This window comes from Kitasatospora sp. NPDC093806 (assembly GCF_040683335.1).
GTDB lineage: Bacteria > Actinomycetota > Actinomycetes > Streptomycetales > Streptomycetaceae > Kitasatospora.
The window spans coordinates 20,594-36,031 of sequence record NZ_JBFBDO010000085.1; the positions used below are offsets into that span (position 1 = coordinate 20,594).

Below are 15,438 nucleotides of genomic sequence, written 5' to 3' on the forward strand. Positions count from 1 at the left end.
CGAGCGCCGCGGCACGGCGTCCGATCCTCAGCCTCATGGTTGCCTCCGTGAATCGCCCTCGCGGAGGAACTGCTCCTCCGCGCTCCTGCGGGCATCAGGTTGCCAAGCACCGGAACGCGGGGGAACGACGTTGGCCGGACGTTCTCCCGACACTTCGGTCCGCACAGGAAGTCGGCCGATCCGACTTCCTGTGCGGGGAGAGCGGTTCAGGCGATCCAGAGCAGCATTGCGTCACCGTCGACAGCCGCGGCCCGGACGAACTCCGTCAGGGGCGGGAACACCCAGCGGGCCCACTCCAGCGACTCGGGCGAGTCCCAGATCGCCGGGTAGATCTCGGCCTCGGCGAGCTCCGAGGGGTCGACGCCGTCGATGAGGCGGTCATAGCCGGTCCCGCCCAAGGCCTCGGCGGCCAGCCGGACCTGCTCGACGGTGAGGTACCGGGGCGGCCCGTAGCCCCAGTCCTCGTCGTCGGCGAAGGGTTGGCCGTCGCGCACGAGGTCGACCGGGAAGCCGGCGCGCCGCAGCAGGAATCCCACGAGGTCCCAGGCCTTGTCCGTGGTGAAGTGGCGCGCTTCGGCGGGGGCCGGTTCGTTCTTCTCCTGCTCGTCCTGGATCTCCTCGACCAGTTCCAGTGCCCACGCGGGATCCTTGAGGGCGCGGTCCAGCTCTTCGGGGGTGACGCGCAGGTACTCGCCGTTCATGCTCATGCGCGGCAGCCTACGAGCGGCCTCCGACAACACCCGCCCGTCCCGCCGCACAGGAAGTCGGCCGGTCCGACTTCCTGTGCGGCCGGGAGCGTGGCGCCCCGGACCGCTGCACGGATGGCCGGTGCACCAGGATGAGTGCATGACCAGGAGCGAAGCGGATCTGCTCGCGTTGTTGCGCGCACTCGACGATCCGGGACGGCTGGAGCGGCCGCAGGGCTACGACCGTGGCGAGATCGCAGCCCGATTCGGCACTCTGGTGGCCCGGCTCGAAGGCGACTTCGCGACTCGCTGCACGGCCGAGCCGGACACCCAGGACTCCAGCGAGTACGGACGCGTCACCGTGCCGGCGGCGGCGACCCTGCGCGGGACCCGGATCGTCGTCTGCGTGAGCAAGTTCGGCTCACTTGCTCTGGTCTGCGCGGACAATCCTGGCGCCTTCTTCGGAACCGACGATGCCCAGGCCGAAGGCGAACTGGACGGCGCGGACCTTGCGAAGGTCGACCGGGCGTTGACCGAGCTCGGCTATGTGATGGTCCCCGAGGAGCTGCTGGAGAGCGACTACGACGGGCCGAGCCGGCTGCCCTCGTTCGTTCAGCGGCCCAGCTGGTGGAATCGCTTCTTCGGCTTCCTCTGAGCCGGCCTACCCCTCCCGCACAGGAAGTCGGCGGGTCCGACTTCCTGTGCGGGAGATCGGGAAGCAGTGCTCAGGTGAGGGTGTCGAAGACAGCCAGCTGACGGCGTTCGGCCTCGGCGGTGGCGGTGTCGTAGGGGCGGGCGCCGTACTCGGTGGTGACGGCATCGACGACGGCTGCCATCCGCTCGGGGTCGACGTCGCCGATCCGCAGGCGGGACATCGCGGGCCAGATGTGGGCGATCAGGTGGGCGAAGCCGCCGGGGCCGCCGCCCAGGTGGGCGGCCTGGAACGGGCCGAGCGCGGCCCAGCGCGGGCCGAGCGAGCCGCGCATCAGTTCGTCGATCCCGGCGGGGGTGGCGATGCCCTCCTGGACGAGGTGGATGGCCTCGCGCAGCAGGGCGGTCTGCAGGCGGTTGCCGACGAAGCCGCCGACCTCCCGGCCGAGCACGACCGGGGTGCGGTCGAGCGAGCGGTAGATCGCCACCGCGCGGTCGACCGTCGCCGGGGCGGTCCGGGCGCCGGGGACGACCTCGACGACCGGGATCAGGTGCGGTGGGTTGAACGGGTGGCCGACCAGGATCCGGCCGCCGTCGATGCCGCCCGCCCCGCCGTCGATGCCGCCCGTCCCGCCGTCGACGACCTCCGCCGCACCGCCCGCGATGGCCGAGGCCGGGATGGACGAGCTGGAGCTGGCGAGCACGGCGTCGGCCGGGGCGAACCGTTCCAGCTCGGCGAAGAGTTCGCGCTTCCAGCCGAGGTTCTCCGGCCCGTTCTCCTGGACCAGCGCGGCCCCGGCGACGGCCTCGGCCGGGGAGTCGGCGACGGTGACCAGCTCGGCGAGCCCGGTGGTGTCCCAGCCCTGGGCGGCGAGCGCGGGGGCGGCCTGAGCGAGGGCGTGGTGGACGGCCTCGGCGAGGTCGGGGCGGGGGTCGGTGATCCGGACGTGCCAGCCGTGGGCGGCCAGCAGGGCGGTCCAGGAGAGGCCGATGGTGCCGGCGCCGATGACGGCGGCGGTCTTGGTGGCGGCGGTCTTGGTGGAGGCGCTGTTCATCAGGGTTCCTCAGGCGAGGTAGTCGTGCACGGGGGTGATCGGCGCGAGGGTGAGGTCGGTGACGATGTGGCTGGCCGAGACGATCTCCAGGACCGGCAGGTCGGCGAGCGGGGCCATCACGTGGGCGGCGAGGTGCAGCCGGGCCGGACCGGTCCAGGCCTCCTTGACGGTGACGTCGGTGATCCGGGTGCGGACCAGGTCGCAGACCCGCAGGCCGCCCGCGTAGTCCGGGACGATCTTCACCATGTACGTCGGTACGGTGATCTGCTCGCGCGCGGTGGCGAAGTCCAGCGGCTGCCACTTGTAGCCCATGGTGGCGGTGGCGACCCGCTGGCTGCCGTAGTCGAGGGTGCCGACCAGGGCGCCCGCCTCGGCGGTCAGCCGCGGCGTGCCCACCGACTTGGGGTAGGCGCTCAGTTCGCGCCCGGCCGCGGTGGCGCCGAAGTTGTCCAGGTACATCGCGTGCAGGTACTCGCCGTGCTCGCCCTCGTACGTCACCGGGATCGCCTGCCCGGCCTCCAGGTACGGGCCGTAGCCGTCCACCTCGCCCATCCGCATCACCTCGAAGCGCACCAGCGGCTCGCCGAGGGCCAGCGGTTCGGGGACGACGGCGCGCAGCGCGTCCGGATCGGTGCGGTAGACCACGTTGAGGTACTCGCGGTCGGTGAACCGGGTGATCCGCGCGGGGTAGGGCGGGGCGGTGAGCGGGGTGGTGGCGTGCTGCGGCACCTGGTCGCGGCGCATGGGCGGGCTCCTCGGTCGTGGTCCGGTCGGATGCGGCGACCGGCCGCGGTGACCGGCCACCGCCCTCCACCGTCCCGCTCGGGACGTCCACGAACCATGGCGGCCGGACCAGAAGGAGCCCGCCGGAAACTGTCGCGCCCGACAATCCGGCAAAGGGGGGTGGGGAAGCAGCGCGAAGCACCCGCCCCCGTCGGTTACCGGTAGTCCGGCAAGGTGAGGGCGGAGTAGGGAGACGGACCGGCCTCCGGACCGGCCACCGACCCGCCTTCCGACCCCGCCGCGGCGACCGCCCCCGGGTCCCGCAGCGCGGCGTTGCGTCCGGCGAGCTCCTCGGCGGTGCGCGGGACCAGCCCTGCCGCGCCGCCGTCGGCCAGCGCCTGGTTGAGCTCGACGAACTCGCGCAGCCGCGCCTCGTACCCGGCGAAGGCGGCCGCGTGGTCCCGGCCGGCGGCGAGTTCGCCGGCCAGCACGTAGGCGCCGACCAGGGCGAGGCTGGTGCCCTGCCCGGAGAAGAACGACGGCGCGTACGCGGCGTCCCCGACCAGCGCGACCCGGCCCCGGGACCATCGGGGCAGCCGGATCTGGCCGACCGTGTCGAAGAACAGGTCCTCGGCCCCGCGCAGGGCGTCCAGCAGGCGCGGGACCTCCCACCCGTCCCCGGCGAACCGGGCGGCCACCAGGGCGCGTTGGGACTCCTCGTCGCGCGGGGCGGGGTCGTCGCCGGTGAGGACGAGCAGTCCGTGCACCCGCTCGGGGGCGGGCCCGGCGGCGTAGAGGACGGCGGCCCGACCGGGGGCGTTCCAGATCACGGCCTCGCGGTCGAGCCCGCGGTGGTTGGGCAGGGCGAAGCCGGCGAAGCGGTAGCCGAGGTCGCGGTGGTGGGGTGCCTCGGGGCCGATGGCGAGGCCGCGGGTGTGCGAGTGGATGCCGTCGGCGCCGACGACCAGGTCGAAGGTGCGGCGGTCGCCGCCGCGGAAGGTCACGTCGATGCCGCGCGCGTGCTCGTCGAGGGCGGCGACGGAGTCGCCGAAGCGGAACTCGACGCTGTCGCACACGGTTTCGTACAGGGCGCCGGTGAGGTCGCCGCGGGCGACTTCGAGGTCGCGCCGGGCGTCGCCGCCGGCCACGGCCTCGGGGGAGAGCGCGGCTATCGGCCGGCCGTCGGGGTCGAGGAAGGAGATCCGCCGGGTGTCGACGTGGACGGGGCGCAGCCGGGGCAGCAGGCCCATCCGGTCGACGACCTCGACGGCGGTGCCGCGGATGTCGATGGGGTAGCCGCCGGGGCGGACGCTGTCGGCCTTCTCGACCACCGTGACGTCGGCGCCGTGCCGGTGGAGCCAGTGGGCGAGGGCGGTTCCGGCGATGCCGGCGCCGGATACGAGGATCTTCGGTGCACTGGTCATCTGCGTACCTTTGCGTACCGTAGGTATGTTTATTTTCCGCACGCCAGGGCCGCCTGACGTGGCATCAGCTGGACGAAACCATATACCTAACTTAGGTATCTAAAGAAGAGGCTGCCGATGGACGCGGGCGCGGACGATCTGCTGACCGGGCTGCTGCCCCGGATCTCCCAGCTCAGCGGCGTGCTGAGCCGGGGCCGACTGGACGAGCACGCGATGGCGGAGGCCGGGCTCTCCCTCGAACGGCCCGCGATGTCGCTCCTCGTCACCCTTCGGATGGCCGGCGGACCGCTGCGGGTGGGGGAGATCGCCACCCGGATGCAGGTGGTGGGCCCGCACGTCACCCGGCAGATCAACGGACTGGAGAAGCGCGGACTGGTCCGCCGCGTCGCCGACCCGGACGACCAGCGGGCCCGCCTGATCGAGCCCACCCCGGAGGGGGCCGAGGCCACCGACCGCTACCTGGCCGTGGTGCTCGGCTGGCTCTCCGGGGCGATGGCCGGGTGGAGCGAGCAGGACCGGCAGGACTTCGGCCGGCTGCTCGGCCGCTTCGCCGACGACCTCACCGCCCGCGTCGCCGGCCTCGACGCCGCCGAGCAGGCCGCCGGACAGGCCGCCGACAGCTGCCTGCTCAACCGCTTCGGCCGCGGCAAGCGCTGACGCCCGCTCAGTCCCGGGCGGTGTCGGCCGCAGGCGCCCCGGGCTTCGTGTGCAGGACCTCGCGCGCCTGCTCGGCGGCGCGGACGATGGCCTCGGAGACGAAGTCGACGAAGCGGGCGACGTTCTCCATCCGCACGCCGGCCGGGGTGGCCGGGCCGAGGACGCCCACGCCCTGCCGCGCGGTCATCGCCAGCGCCGCGGTGCCCTGGGCGCTGGCCAGCATGGACTGGTACCAGACGTCGTCGTCGGCGACGTAGCGTTCGCGGCGGCGCTCGTCGCGCTCCCGGCGGACCAGGCCCTGGCTGTCGAGGAACGCGATCGCCTTGGAGACGGACGCCGGGCTGACCTGGAGCCGCCGGACCAGCTCACCCGCCGTCATGCTGCCCTCGTCGCTGGTGAACAGGCAGGTCAGCACGCGGGCCGTCATCTTGGGCATGCCGGTCTGCATCAGGACGGTGGTGAACACCTCCTCGTACTCCCGCACCGCCTCCGCGTCGCGCCCGTGCGGCTGCGGGGCCGCCTCCGGCCCGCGCGGGGCGGCCGGCTTGCGGCGCTTGGTGCGGTGCTCGGTGGCGCGGTGAGCGAGGTCCGCGCGGTAGCCGCCGGGACCGCCGTTGCGCAGCACCTCGCGGGTGACCGTCGAGGTCGGCCGGCCGAGGCGGCGGCCGATCTCGGCGTAGGCGAGGCCGTCGGCCAGTCCCAGCGCGATCTGCTGGCGTTCCTGCTGGGTGAGCCTGCCGCCCGGCATCGCGGTCTCCTTCTTGCGTCCTCCGGCGCCCCCGATGGTGCCCCGGTGCGGCCAGCATAGCGTTCGCCTTCATTCCATTGCAACGAACGCCGTCCGTCACGTTGCACCGGAAGGGCATCTGTTGCAACGAAATACCGTCAACAACCTGCATTGATGTCCTTTCCTTGCAACAAGGTCGTTGCCAGATCCTTGAGCGCAACGTAGCTTTTCCGTTGTCAGAAACAACGACCGCAGGAGCAAAAAGTGCAGACCTTCGCCACCACCGCCCCGATCTCGACCATCCTCGACATCCCCGCCGGCCACCTCCGCCTGATCGCCGCCGACCGCGCCGACACCACCGTCGAGGTCCGCCCCGCCGACGCCTCGAAGAGCCGCGACGTGAAGGCCGCCGAGCGGATCACGGTCGACTACGCCGACGGCGTCCTGCGGATCCAGGCCCCGGCCGGGAAGAACCAGCTCCTCGGCTCCTCCGGCGCCGTCGAGGTGACCGTCCAGCTGCCCGCCGGCTCCACGGTCGAGGCGACGGCCGCCGCCGCCGAGTTCCGCGGCGTCGGACGCCTCGGCGACGTCACCGTCGAGGTCGCCGCGGGCACCGTCAAGCTCGACGAGACCGCCGCCGCCCGCCTCACCCTCCAGTCCGGCGACATCACGATCGGCCGCCTCGGCGGCGACGCCGAGATCACGACCCAGAAGGGCGACCTGCGGATCACCGAGGCCGTCCGCGGCACGGTCACGCTGCGCACCGAGCACGGCGCCATCGCGGTCGGCGCCGCCCGCGGGGTCTCCGCGACCCTGGACGCCGGCACCGCCTACGGCCGGATCGACAACGCGCTCACCAACGCCGACGGCGCCGGCGCCGCGCTGGCCATCCACGCGACCACCTCCTACGGCGACATCACCGCCCGCAGCCTCTGATCCCCCGCACCCGCTGAGCCCCTGCGGCCTCTGAGACCCCGCACCCGAGAACGAAGAGAAGGAAACGTCAATGAGCGAGTCCCCGACCACCACCGCCACCACCGCCAACCCCGACCGCCCGGACCTCCAGCGGGCCGCCCAGGACTTCGTCGACGCCGGCTTCGCCGGGATCCAGCTGCGGGTGAACGACGCGCACGGCGAGTGGACCGGCAGCGCCGGCGTGAGCGAGCTCGGCAAGGAGGCCAAGCCCGCCACGGACGGCCGGTTCTGGGTGGGCAGCACCACCAAGACCTTCGTCGCCGCCCTGGTGCTCCGGCTGGTCGCCGACGGCGCGATCGGGCTGGACACCCCGGTGGCCGACCACCTGCCCCGGTTCGGTCTGGACCGGCGGATCACCGTGCGGATGCTGCTCCAGCACACCAGCGGCGTCCACAACTTCACCGGCGAGCTCGACCCCGACGGGACCTTCGTCCCCGGCCTGCCCGGGGTCGGCAAGGACTGGGTGGAGAACCGCTTCCACAGCTACCGGCCGGACGAGCTGGTCGAGTTCGCGCTCGCCAAGCCCGCCCGGTTCGAGCCCGGCACCGACCAGAGCTACTCCAACACCAACTACACGCTGGCCGTGCTGCTGGTCGAGGCGGTCACCGGCGGCTCGTACGCCGAGGAGATGGGACGGCGGATCCTGGCGCCGCTGGGCCTGCGGGAGACCCTGGTGCCGGGCGACTCGACCGAGCTGCCCGCGCCGCACGCCCACGGCTACTGCCGCTACCAGGACGGCGACGAGTGGAAGGTGGTCGACGTCACCCGGCAGAACCTCTCGCTCCTCACCGGCGCCGGCGACATGATCTCGACCACCCGCGACCTGCACACCTTCTTCTCCGCGCTGCTCGGCGGCCGGCTCCTGCCGGACCCGCTGCTGGCCGAACTGCGCACGCCGCACGGGATGCTGGGCTACGGCCTGGGCGTGTTCGTGCAGGACCTGGGCCCGGAGAACGGCGGGGTCACCATCGTCCACCACAACGGCGGCGCCCCGGGCGGCTACGGCGCGCTGATGATCGCCACGCCCGACGGCGGCACCACCCTGACCGCCGGACTCACCACCGGCGACGCCGAGATGAACCCGGCGGTGGAGTTCCCGAAGGCGCTGGACCGGCTGATCAAGGCGGTGTTCGTCGCCGCCCCGGCCGCGGGCTGACCGGGTGCTCCGCTCAGCCGGGCGGGCCGGACAGCTCCACCCGCCGGAAGCCGTCACCCGCGGTCACCGGGGCCCGGCCGAAGTCGTAGCGGACCCCCGCCGGGCCGAAGGCCAGCAGCGAGATCGAGGACGAGCCCCAGATCCGCCCGTCCCCGAACTCGCGCCGCTGGACCAGCGCGGCGGGGGCGTCCAGGGCCAGCCCGTCGCCGGAGACGATCGGCAGCCAGCCGCCCCAGGCCTCCCCGGCACTCGCCGCACCGGGCAGCGGCTCCGGCCGGGGCACGGCCTCGAAGCGGGGCCGGAAGTGCGCGGCGCGGGCGGCCATCAGGGCGCGGATCCGCTCGGAGGCGGTGCGGTTCTCGGCCAGGCCCTCCGGCCCGTCGTTGAGGACGACGCTCAGCCCGGTCGGCAGCTCCAGTTCGACCAGCCGGCCGCCGGGCCCGCCGCCCCAGCTGAGCACGCGGGCGCCGTCCGGCCGGACCACCACCAGGTGGAACGGGTCGTACCGGTCGAGGTCCAGCTCGTCGACCCGGCCGCCCCGGACGGCGAGCAGCGGGAGTTCACCGCGCGAGAGCCGGGCCGGCTCCGGGGCGGGGGTGCCGAAACCGTTCAGCAGGCAGGCCGCGACCGGTCCGCCGGCCGCGCCGGAGTCCGATCCGGGGGAGACCGCGAGCCAGGTCCCGCCCGCGACCAGGTCCAGCCCGCCGACCGCCGACGGCTGCGCGGGCCAGTGCCGCCCGGGCGGCGCCCACCGCCGGCCGGCGTACTCGTCCCGCACCGACAGCAGCAGTACCGGCACCGCCGCCGCCGGCTCGATGCTCACGAACGCCGTACACACGCGCCTCGTCCCCCTGATCCGGATCCTCTCCTCCGGATCCTCGCACGGTTGTTCGCGCACGGGGAGAGGCCCGGAGCCTTCCGCCCGGACGGTCCGCCGTGCCACACTCCGCGTGACGGCGCGGGCCGGAAGTGGCCCAAGGGTTCATGTCGCAAATGCACCAGACCGGTGGGCCGTCGGATGCCTAGGCTGGCCGGCATGACGATCACGAACGAGCCCGGCACCCCCGTCCCCGCCCCCGCCCAGCGGATCTCCCTCCCCGAGCTGGCGCCCGACTTCTACAAGGCGATGTACGGCCTGGAGCGCGCCTCCCGCCAGGGCGTGGACCCGGTCCTCGCCGAGCTGGTCAAGGTGCACGCCTCGATGGTCAACGGCTGCTCGTTCTGCATCGACATGCACGCCACCGACGCCCGCAAGAACGGCGAGCAGGACCACCGGCTGCTCTCCCTCCCGGCCTGGCGGGAGACCTCGTGGTTCACCGCCAGGGAGCGGGCGGCCCTCGCGCTGACCGAGTCGATCACCCTGCTCACCCAGGGCCACGTGCCGGACGCCGTCTACGACGAGGCGGCCGCGCTGTTCGAGCCCGCCGAGCTGGCGCAGCTGATCGCGCTGATCGTGACCATCAACGCCTGGAACCGGATCGGCGTCACCTCGCGCCTCAGCCCGGCCGCGAAGTGAGGTCCCCGCAGATGAGCAGCCAGCAGCAGAAGGCCCGCGCGCTGCGCGAACTCCACCGCCCCGGAACGCCGTTGGTGCTCGCCAACGTGTGGGACGCGGCGAGCGCCCGGCTGGTCGCCGCCGCCGGGGCGCGCGCCGTCGCCACCGCCAGCGCGAGCGTCAGCTGGACGCTCGGCAGCGCCGACGGCGACGCCGCCGACCGGGACGAGGTGCTGGCCCAGACCGCGCTGATCGTCCGCGCGGTCGGCCTCCCGGTCACCGCCGACCTGGAGAGCGGCTTCGCCGACACCGCCGCCGGCGTCGGCGAGACGGTCGCCGCGCTGCTCGCCACCGGCGCGGTCGGCGTCAACCTGGAGGACGGCGCCCGGCCCGCCGCCGAGGCGGCCGAGCGGATCGCGGCGGCCCGCGCGGCGGCCGACGCGTCCGGCGTGGACCTCTTCCTGAACGCCCGGACCGACGTTTTCCTCGCCGGCATCGGCGAGCCGGAGGGGCGGCTGGAGGAGACGATCGCCCGCCTGCGGGCCTACGTCGAGGCCGGTGCGGACGGCGTCTTCGTGCCCGGGGTGGCCGACCCGGCGGTGATCGCCGCGCTGGTCGAGGCCGTCCCGGTGCCGCTCAACGTGCTGGCCGGACCGGGCTCCCCGGCGGTGCCGGAGCTGGCGCGGCTGGGCGTGGCCCGGGTCAGCCTGGGGCCGGGCCTGGCCAGGGCGGCGTACGCGGCGGTGCGCCGCGCCGCCGAGGAGGTGTACGCGGACGGAACGTACACCGCGCTCGACGGCGGGCTGAGCTACCAGGAGCTGCAGGAGCTGAGCACCGGGGGCTGAGCACCGGGGGCCGAGCGTCAGCTCGTGAGCGAACCCACCGTCTTCAGGGTGTGGCCGAGCAGGTCGCCGTTGGTGCAGGTGGTGGGCCCGGCGCCGTGGCTGCCGAGCGCGGGGACGGTCGCGAACTCCCGCAGGCAGTTCGCGGTGGAGCCGAAGTCCATGGTGTGCGTGGCACCTTCGCCCCCGCCGGCGCCCCCGCCGACGCCCCCGTCGGCCGCGAACGCGGGGGCGGCCGGCGCGGCGGCGAGGGCCAGGGCCACCAGGGTGAGGCCGGCGGGCTTCCGGAGGCCGGTCACAGCCCGTGGCCGATCTGCCCGCTGAGGCCCGGGTGGGACATCTGGGCGGTGCCGACGCCCTCGATCTCGGTGGCGGCCTTGCCGACCAGCGGCAGGTCCTTCGCCTCGTGGATGACCAGGTCGGCGGGGGAGAGGGTGAGCCCGTTGGAGAGGCCGCCGAGCGCGTCCGGGGAGGCCGCGGTGGAGGTGGCGGCGGAGGCGGCCGGCACGGCGGCGGCGAGACCGGCCATGGTGAGGGCGGCCAGGGTGGCGAGTTTCTTCATGGAACCCCCAACGACCCGGCCGCCCCGAGGTCACCGCGAACCCCCGTCGTGGGGCGCGTCAGACCGTGACCCGCAGCGTTCGCACGCCGTTGCTGACGAACGACCGGATCGGCTCCGGCGCCTCGCCCTCCGCGAGCGCCAGTGCGGGGAACCGCTCGAACAGCAGGCGCAGCGCCGTCTCCGCCTCCAGCCGGGCCAGCCCGGAGCCGAGGCAGAAGTGCGGGCCGTGGCCGAACGACAGGTGCCGGTTCTCCGGCCGGGTGAGGTCGAAGCGGTCCGCCTCCGGGTAGTGGCCGCCGTCCCGCCCGGCCGCCGCGTACGAGGCGAGCAGCGCGTCGCCGCGCCGGATCACCGTGTCGCCGACCGGGATGTCCTCGGTCGCGTAGCGCAGCGGGAACTGGCCGACCGGCGAGTCGTACCGCAGGGTCTCCTCGACCACCGCCGACCAGGACGCCTCGCCGGCCAGCACCAGCCGCAGCTGGTCGGGGTGGCTCAGCAGGGCGCGGACGGCGTTGGTGATCAGGTTGAGCGTGGTCTCGTGGCCGGCCACCAGGGTGAGCAGCAGGGTGCCGACCAGCTCCGGCTCGGTCAGCCGGTCGTCGTCCTCGCGGGCGGCGATCAGGTCGGTGGTGAGGTCGTCGCCGGGCTCGGCCCGCTTGGCCGCGACCACCGAGGCGAGCAGCGTGAACAGCGCCTGCTGCGCGGCGACGGCGGACTCGGGGGTGGCGGCGCTGGAGACCAGGACGTCGGAGAGGTCGTGCAGCTCGTCCTGCTGCTTGGCCGGCAGGCCGAGCAGCTCGCCGATCACCTGCATCGGCAGCGGGTAGGCGAACCGCCGGCGCAGGTCGAACTCCCGCTCCGGCAGCGCGGATATCCGGTCGAGCAGGTCGGCGGCCCGGGCCTCGACGGCGGGCCGCAGGGCGTCGACCCGGCTCGGGGTGAGCGCCTGGGTGACCAGCCCGCGCAGCCGCCGGTGGTCCTCGCCGTCGGCGGTGATCATGCCGGGTACGGTGACGAAGCTCAGCAGCGGCCAGCCCTCGGGCAGCCGGCCCTCCCGGAACACCGTCCAGAGCTGCGGGTTCTTGCCGACCCGAGGGTCGGCGAGCAGCTCCTGGAGGGTGTCGTGGTGGGTCACTGCCCAGACCACCACCCCGCCAGGGAGCTCCACCAGGACCGCCGGGCCGGCTTCCCGGAGCCGGGCGTTCTCCCCGTGCTGGTCGCGTCCGAAGGGGTCGAGCCGGAGGAAGGGGACGCGGTCGGATCCCCGGTGGTCGCACTGCTGCCCGTCGGCTCCGCCGGGTTCGGCTGCGGGTCCTGCGATGCCTGCGGCGGTGTCCATGCGGAGGGCCTCTCGGGGGCTGGCGGGCGGGGCGGGGTGAAGGCGCTGTAGAGCACCGGCAGGCTGACCAGGGCGCGCGACCAGGGCGACGGCCGCCAGGTCAACTCGTTCGGCGGCACAGCCAGTTGGAGGTCCGGCAGGCGGTGCAGCAGGGTCTCGACGGCGGTCTCGACGATGATCCGGGCCGGGTGCTGGGCCGGGCAGACGTGCTTGCCCGCGCCCCACGCCAGGTGCGCCCGGTTGCCGCCGAGCGGGCTGTGCCCGAGGACGCCGGGCCCCTGGGCGGCCGGGTCGGCGTTGGCCGCGGCCAGGCCGAGCACCAGCATGTCGCCCCGGCCGATGTACTGGCCGCCGAGGACGGTGTCGCCGGTGGCCCACCGGCCGGGGAAGTTCTGCGTCGGCGGGTCGCGCCAGAGCACCTCCTCCAGCGCGTCGGCGACGGTCAGCCGGCCGCCGGTCAGGGTGGCCCGGAAGCGCCGGTCGGTGAGCAGCAGCCGCAGCGTGTTGCCGGTCCAGCAGATGGTGGTCTCGTTGCCGGCGACCATCATCACCACCAGGTGGTGCACCGCCTCCTCGTCGGTCAGCGCGGCCGGGTGGGCCAGCAGCCAGGAGGTGAGGTCGGCGCTGGGCGCGGACCGCCGGTGCCGCACCAGGTCGACCAGGATCGCCTGGAACTCCTGGTTGGCGCGCACCGATTCGGCGCCGCTGTCGGCGATGTGGCTGATCAGCTGGATCAGGTGCTGGCCGGTCTCGGACGGCAGGCCGAGCAGCTGGGTGAAGACCAGCAGCGGCAGCCGGCGCGCGTACTGGGCGACCAGGTCGGCGGTGCCGTCCGGGCCCCAGCTGTCGATCAGCGCGTCGGCGGAGGCCTCGGTGGTCTCGCGCAGCTGCCGGTGGTCGATCTGGGCGAGCGTGTCGGCGACCGCGGCGCGCAGCCGCTGGTGCTCGGCGCCGTCCAGGTTGAGCAGGGTCGGGCGCCAGGAGGTCATCGGCTGGATCCGCGAGTCGGGGGCCAGCCGGCCCTCGGCGGGGACCCGCCAGCGGCGCGAGTCCTTGGAGAACAGCGCCTCGTTGCGGGTGAGTTCGAGCAGCTCGGCGTAGCCGAGGACGAGCCAGGCCTCGACGCCGGGCTCCAGCTCGATCGGCGCCACCGGGCCGTACTGGGCGCGCAGCCGGGCGTACAGGCCGTGCGGGTCGTCGGCGACGGCGGAGCCGTACAGCGGGGTCAGCGGCACCCCGACGGGCAGCCCGCCGGGCACCGTTCGCGCGCCCGTCGCGCCCGTCGCGTGGGCCGGGCAGCCGGGCGGGGGGACCGCCGTGCCGGGCTCGGGGGTCGTCATCGCTGCAGCTCCAGGACGGACGTGCGGTGCAGGTGGTCGACGAAGTCGATCAGCAGGTCGTATGAGGCCCGCCGGTCCCGCGCGTCCGCGTACAGGATCGGCGCCTCGGGCAGCAGGTCCAGCGCGGACCGCAGCTCCTCCTCCGGGTAACTCGGCGTGTCCGGGAAGGTGTTGACGGCCACCGCGAACGGGATCCGCTGCTCCTCCAGCCGGCCGAGCACGTCGAAGCTCTCGTCCGGGCGGCGCAGGTCGACCATGGCGATCGCGCCGAGTGCGCCGCGCGACAGGTCGTCCCAGAGCGGCCAGAACCGCTGCTGGCCGGGCGTGCCGAACAGGTACAGGGCGAGCCGGGGGTTGAGCGTGATCCGGCCGAAGTCCAGCGCCACCGTGGTGGTGGTCTTGCCGCCGCGCCCGGTGAGGTCGTCGACCCCGCTGCTGGCGGCGGTCATCGTCTCCTCGGTGCGCAGCGGGGCGATCTCGCTCAGCGAGCCGACCAGCGTGGTCTTGCCGACCCCGAACGGGCCGGTGACCAGGATCTTGACCGCGCCCTGGACGGACGACGGCAGGTACTGCGGATCGGCGGGTCCGCCCGCGAGGGCGGCGGCGGGGGCTCCGGCGGGCGGGCCGGCCAGGGCGTCAGCGGAGTTGGCGGAGGCCAACGAGCACCTCTTCCAGGAGAGTGGTGGGCAGGCGTTCGGCCTGCGGGACGGGCGGGAGCACCTGTACGGCGCCGAGGTCCCAGAGGTCGCCGACCAGCACCTTGACGACCCCGAGCGGCAGCCCCAGGTGGGCCGCCACCTCGGCGACCGACAGCAGGCTGCGGCAGAGGTCCAGGATCCGCTGGTGCTCGCGGTTGAGCAGCGCGTGCTCGGGCAACTCGGGTCGGTCCGGTAACGCGATGACCAGGCTCTCGATGGCGAGCGCGGCCCGGGTGGGCCGGCTGCGCCCGCCGGTGATGACGTAGGGGCGGACCGGACCGCCGCTCACCGCTGGCCCCCCGCCGCGAGGTCGGCGCGCGGCGGGCTGGTGAGGTGGGTGCCGATCCGCTCGACCAGGACCTGCATCTGGTAGGCGACCAGCCCGGCGTCCACGGCCTCGCCGGTCACCACGGCCAGGTGGGCGCCGGCCCCGGCGGCGACGATGAAGAGGTAGCCGCCGCCGTACTCGATGATGATCTGCCGGGTCGCGCTGCCGTGGCCGCCGAAGCCCTGCGCGACGCCGCGGGCCAGCGACTGGAGGCCGGAGCAGGCGGCGGCGAGCCGTTCGGCGTCCTCGCGGACGATGCCCTCGCTGCGTCCGATCTCCAGACCGTCGTTGGACACCACGACGGCGTGCTGGACCTCGGGGACGGAGACGATGTCGGCGAGCAGCCAGCCGAGGTCAGGGGTGGTGTTCATGGAACTCTCCGGAGCGCTGGGGAAGCTGGGGGGAAGCAGGAAGGGAAGGGTCGTACGGGGCCCGGGCCTGGGTGCGGCCAGGGCTGTCGCTCAAGGGGGCGCCCGGGTTGTCGCCCGGGGCGTCGAATCGGCCGAACCGGTCCGGGGAGTGGGCCGGCGGCTGCGCGTGGTCCCGGTCCTGCGCCCGGGGGTGGGCGTGGACCTGGGTCTGGGGGTAGGCGTGGGCCTGGGAGTGGGCCTGCGCCTGGACGGCCGAGCGGCCGCTGGCGGTGCCGGCCTGGAACATCGCCATGAACGTCTGCGCCTGCTGCGCCGAGCGGTACGGCGGGGCCGGCGGCGGGGTGGGGGCGGCGTTCGCGGCGGGCCGGGTGCCGCTGCCCCGCCGGAGCCACCGGCGCGACCGCGCCAC

At 74.2% G+C, this 15,438-nt stretch carries 19 protein-coding genes and 1 pseudogene; 6 read left to right on the plus strand and 14 right to left on the minus strand.

Translation table 11 applies throughout. The features are described 5' to 3' along the window. Window positions 1–206: 206 nt before the first annotated feature. Window positions 207–707: a YfbM family protein gene (locus AB0N76_RS29710; protein ID WP_363562304.1), complete on the minus strand. Its 501-nt coding sequence runs from the start codon at window positions 705–707 to the stop codon at window positions 207–209. Window positions 708–846: 139 nt separating this feature from the next. On the opposite strand from AB0N76_RS29710, the gene AB0N76_RS29715 reads away from it, so the two are divergent. Then, complete coding sequence (locus AB0N76_RS29715) at window positions 847–1,341, plus strand: hypothetical protein (RefSeq protein WP_363562306.1); 495 nt, start codon at window positions 847–849, stop codon at window positions 1,339–1,341. Between the two features lie 70 nt (window positions 1,342–1,411). Here AB0N76_RS29715 and AB0N76_RS29720 read toward each other — a convergent pair whose 3' ends face one another. The 3 genes from AB0N76_RS29720 to AB0N76_RS29730 form a co-directional block, all read right to left on the minus strand. Beyond that, on the minus strand, window positions 1,412–2,392 hold the full coding sequence (locus AB0N76_RS29720) for a 3-hydroxyacyl-CoA dehydrogenase NAD-binding domain-containing protein (RefSeq protein ID WP_363562308.1): 981 nt from the start codon (window positions 2,390–2,392) through the stop codon (window positions 1,412–1,414). Between the two features lie 9 nt (window positions 2,393–2,401). Beyond that, complete coding sequence (locus AB0N76_RS29725) at window positions 2,402–3,136, minus strand: acetoacetate decarboxylase (RefSeq protein ID WP_363562310.1); 735 nt, start codon at window positions 3,134–3,136, stop codon at window positions 2,402–2,404. Between the two features lie 194 nt (window positions 3,137–3,330). Beyond that, the gene (locus AB0N76_RS29730) at window positions 3,331–4,539 is read right to left on the minus strand and encodes an FAD-dependent monooxygenase (protein WP_363562312.1); all 1,209 of its coding nucleotides are present in this window, start codon (window positions 4,537–4,539) and stop codon (window positions 3,331–3,333) included. Window positions 4,540–4,656: 117 nt separating this feature from the next. Here AB0N76_RS29730 and AB0N76_RS29735 point away from each other — a divergent pair, with 117 nt between their 5' ends. Then, window positions 4,657–5,196 (plus strand): MarR family transcriptional regulator, encoded by a 540-nt coding sequence (locus tag AB0N76_RS29735; protein WP_363562314.1) that lies wholly within the window; start codon window positions 4,657–4,659, stop codon window positions 5,194–5,196. Window positions 5,197–5,203: 7 nt separating this feature from the next. Here AB0N76_RS29735 and AB0N76_RS29740 read toward each other — a convergent pair whose 3' ends face one another. Then, entirely contained in the window at window positions 5,204–5,944 is a 741-nt protein-coding gene (locus AB0N76_RS29740) for a helix-turn-helix domain-containing protein (RefSeq protein ID WP_363562316.1), read from the minus strand. A gap of 243 nt (window positions 5,945–6,187) precedes the next feature. Between AB0N76_RS29740 and AB0N76_RS29745 the strand changes: the two genes are divergently transcribed. Both AB0N76_RS29745 and AB0N76_RS29750 read left to right on the plus strand, forming a co-directional pair. After that, window positions 6,188–6,859 (plus strand): DUF4097 family beta strand repeat-containing protein, encoded by a 672-nt coding sequence (locus AB0N76_RS29745; RefSeq protein ID WP_363562318.1) that lies wholly within the window; start codon window positions 6,188–6,190, stop codon window positions 6,857–6,859. 70 nt (window positions 6,860–6,929) lie between these two features. Beyond that, window positions 6,930–8,054 carry a serine hydrolase domain-containing protein gene (locus AB0N76_RS29750; RefSeq protein ID WP_363562320.1) on the plus strand — a complete coding sequence of 375 codons (1,125 nt, stop codon included), beginning with the start codon at window positions 6,930–6,932 and terminating at the stop codon, window positions 8,052–8,054. A 13-nt stretch (window positions 8,055–8,067) separates the two neighbouring features. Here the strand turns inward: AB0N76_RS29750 and AB0N76_RS29755 are convergent, their stop codons facing one another. Beyond that, the gene (locus AB0N76_RS29755; RefSeq protein WP_363562322.1) at window positions 8,068–8,877 is read right to left on the minus strand and encodes an NRDE family protein; all 810 of its coding nucleotides are present in this window, start codon (window positions 8,875–8,877) and stop codon (window positions 8,068–8,070) included. Between the two features lie 213 nt (window positions 8,878–9,090). Here AB0N76_RS29755 and AB0N76_RS29760 point away from each other — a divergent pair, with 213 nt between their 5' ends. Then, on the plus strand, window positions 9,091–9,570 hold the full coding sequence (locus AB0N76_RS29760) for a carboxymuconolactone decarboxylase family protein (protein WP_363562324.1): 480 nt from the start codon (window positions 9,091–9,093) through the stop codon (window positions 9,568–9,570). An 11-nt stretch (window positions 9,571–9,581) separates the two neighbouring features. Further along, window positions 9,582–10,394, plus strand: coding sequence for an isocitrate lyase/phosphoenolpyruvate mutase family protein (locus tag AB0N76_RS29765; protein ID WP_363562326.1), 813 nt, complete (start codon window positions 9,582–9,584; stop codon window positions 10,392–10,394). 17 nt (window positions 10,395–10,411) lie between these two features. On the opposite strand, the gene AB0N76_RS29770 is transcribed toward AB0N76_RS29765, so the two are convergent. From AB0N76_RS29770 to AB0N76_RS29805, 8 genes and pseudogenes are all read right to left on the minus strand, one after another. Next, window positions 10,412–10,690 carry a hypothetical protein gene (locus AB0N76_RS29770; RefSeq protein ID WP_363562328.1) on the minus strand — a complete coding sequence of 93 codons (279 nt, stop codon included), beginning with the start codon at window positions 10,688–10,690 and terminating at the stop codon, window positions 10,412–10,414. Further along, window positions 10,687–10,953, minus strand: a complete 267-nt coding sequence (locus AB0N76_RS29775) for a hypothetical protein (protein ID WP_363562330.1) — start codon at window positions 10,951–10,953, stop codon at window positions 10,687–10,689. Before AB0N76_RS29775 ends, AB0N76_RS29770 begins: the two co-directional genes overlap by 4 nt. Before the next feature lie 58 nt (window positions 10,954–11,011). Continuing rightward, window positions 11,012–12,088: a cytochrome P450 gene (locus AB0N76_RS29780; RefSeq protein WP_363562332.1), complete on the minus strand. Its 1,077-nt coding sequence runs from the start codon at window positions 12,086–12,088 to the stop codon at window positions 11,012–11,014. Beyond that, window positions 12,085–13,632 carry a cytochrome P450 gene (locus tag AB0N76_RS29785; protein ID WP_363562334.1) on the minus strand — a complete coding sequence of 516 codons (1,548 nt, stop codon included), beginning with the start codon at window positions 13,630–13,632 and terminating at the stop codon, window positions 12,085–12,087. Before AB0N76_RS29785 ends, AB0N76_RS29780 begins: the two co-directional genes overlap by 4 nt. Continuing rightward, window positions 13,629–14,198 (minus strand): ATP/GTP-binding protein, encoded by a 570-nt coding sequence (locus tag AB0N76_RS29790; RefSeq protein WP_363562340.1) that lies wholly within the window; start codon window positions 14,196–14,198, stop codon window positions 13,629–13,631. The genes AB0N76_RS29785 and AB0N76_RS29790 overlap by 4 nt, the downstream gene beginning before the upstream one ends. 70 nt (window positions 14,199–14,268) lie before the next feature. After that, a complete protein-coding gene (locus AB0N76_RS29795) occupies window positions 14,269–14,619 on the minus strand; it encodes a DUF742 domain-containing protein (protein ID WP_363562336.1) in 351 nt (116 codons plus the stop codon). Beyond that, a complete protein-coding gene (locus AB0N76_RS29800; RefSeq protein WP_363562338.1) occupies window positions 14,616–15,029 on the minus strand; it encodes a roadblock/LC7 domain-containing protein in 414 nt (137 codons plus the stop codon). Before AB0N76_RS29800 ends, AB0N76_RS29795 begins: the two co-directional genes overlap by 4 nt. After that, window positions 15,013–15,438 (minus strand): annotated as a pseudogene (locus AB0N76_RS29805) (hypothetical protein); the annotation flags it as partial. The pseudogene AB0N76_RS29805 and the gene AB0N76_RS29800, both read right to left, overlap by 17 nt.

What these genes read in the sequence shown, in the direction of transcription:
- AB0N76_RS29710 (WP_363562304.1), bottom strand. Translation starts at nt 707, where the DNA reads ATGAGCATGAACGGCGAGTACCTGCGCGTCACCCCCGAAGAGCTGGAC.
- AB0N76_RS29715 (WP_363562306.1), top strand. Translation starts at nt 847, where the DNA reads ATGACCAGGAGCGAAGCGGATCTGCTCGCGTTGTTGCGCGCACTCGAC.
- AB0N76_RS29720 (WP_363562308.1), bottom strand. Translation starts at nt 2,392, where the DNA reads ATGAACAGCGCCTCCACCAAGACCGCCGCCACCAAGACCGCCGCCGTC.
- AB0N76_RS29725 (WP_363562310.1), bottom strand. Translation starts at nt 3,136, where the DNA reads ATGCGCCGCGACCAGGTGCCGCAGCACGCCACCACCCCGCTCACCGCC.
- AB0N76_RS29730 (WP_363562312.1), bottom strand. Translation starts at nt 4,539, where the DNA reads ATGACCAGTGCACCGAAGATCCTCGTATCCGGCGCCGGCATCGCCGGA.
- AB0N76_RS29735 (WP_363562314.1), top strand. Translation starts at nt 4,657, where the DNA reads ATGGACGCGGGCGCGGACGATCTGCTGACCGGGCTGCTGCCCCGGATC.
- AB0N76_RS29740 (WP_363562316.1), bottom strand. Translation starts at nt 5,944, where the DNA reads ATGCCGGGCGGCAGGCTCACCCAGCAGGAACGCCAGCAGATCGCGCTG.
- AB0N76_RS29750 (WP_363562320.1), top strand. Translation starts at nt 6,930, where the DNA reads ATGAGCGAGTCCCCGACCACCACCGCCACCACCGCCAACCCCGACCGC.
- AB0N76_RS29760 (WP_363562324.1), top strand. Translation starts at nt 9,091, where the DNA reads ATGACGATCACGAACGAGCCCGGCACCCCCGTCCCCGCCCCCGCCCAG.
- AB0N76_RS29765 (WP_363562326.1), top strand. Translation starts at nt 9,582, where the DNA reads ATGAGCAGCCAGCAGCAGAAGGCCCGCGCGCTGCGCGAACTCCACCGC.
- AB0N76_RS29775 (WP_363562330.1), bottom strand. Translation starts at nt 10,953, where the DNA reads ATGAAGAAACTCGCCACCCTGGCCGCCCTCACCATGGCCGGTCTCGCC.
- AB0N76_RS29785 (WP_363562334.1), bottom strand. Translation starts at nt 13,632, where the DNA reads ATGACGACCCCCGAGCCCGGCACGGCGGTCCCCCCGCCCGGCTGCCCG.
- AB0N76_RS29800 (WP_363562338.1), bottom strand. Translation starts at nt 15,029, where the DNA reads ATGAACACCACCCCTGACCTCGGCTGGCTGCTCGCCGACATCGTCTCC.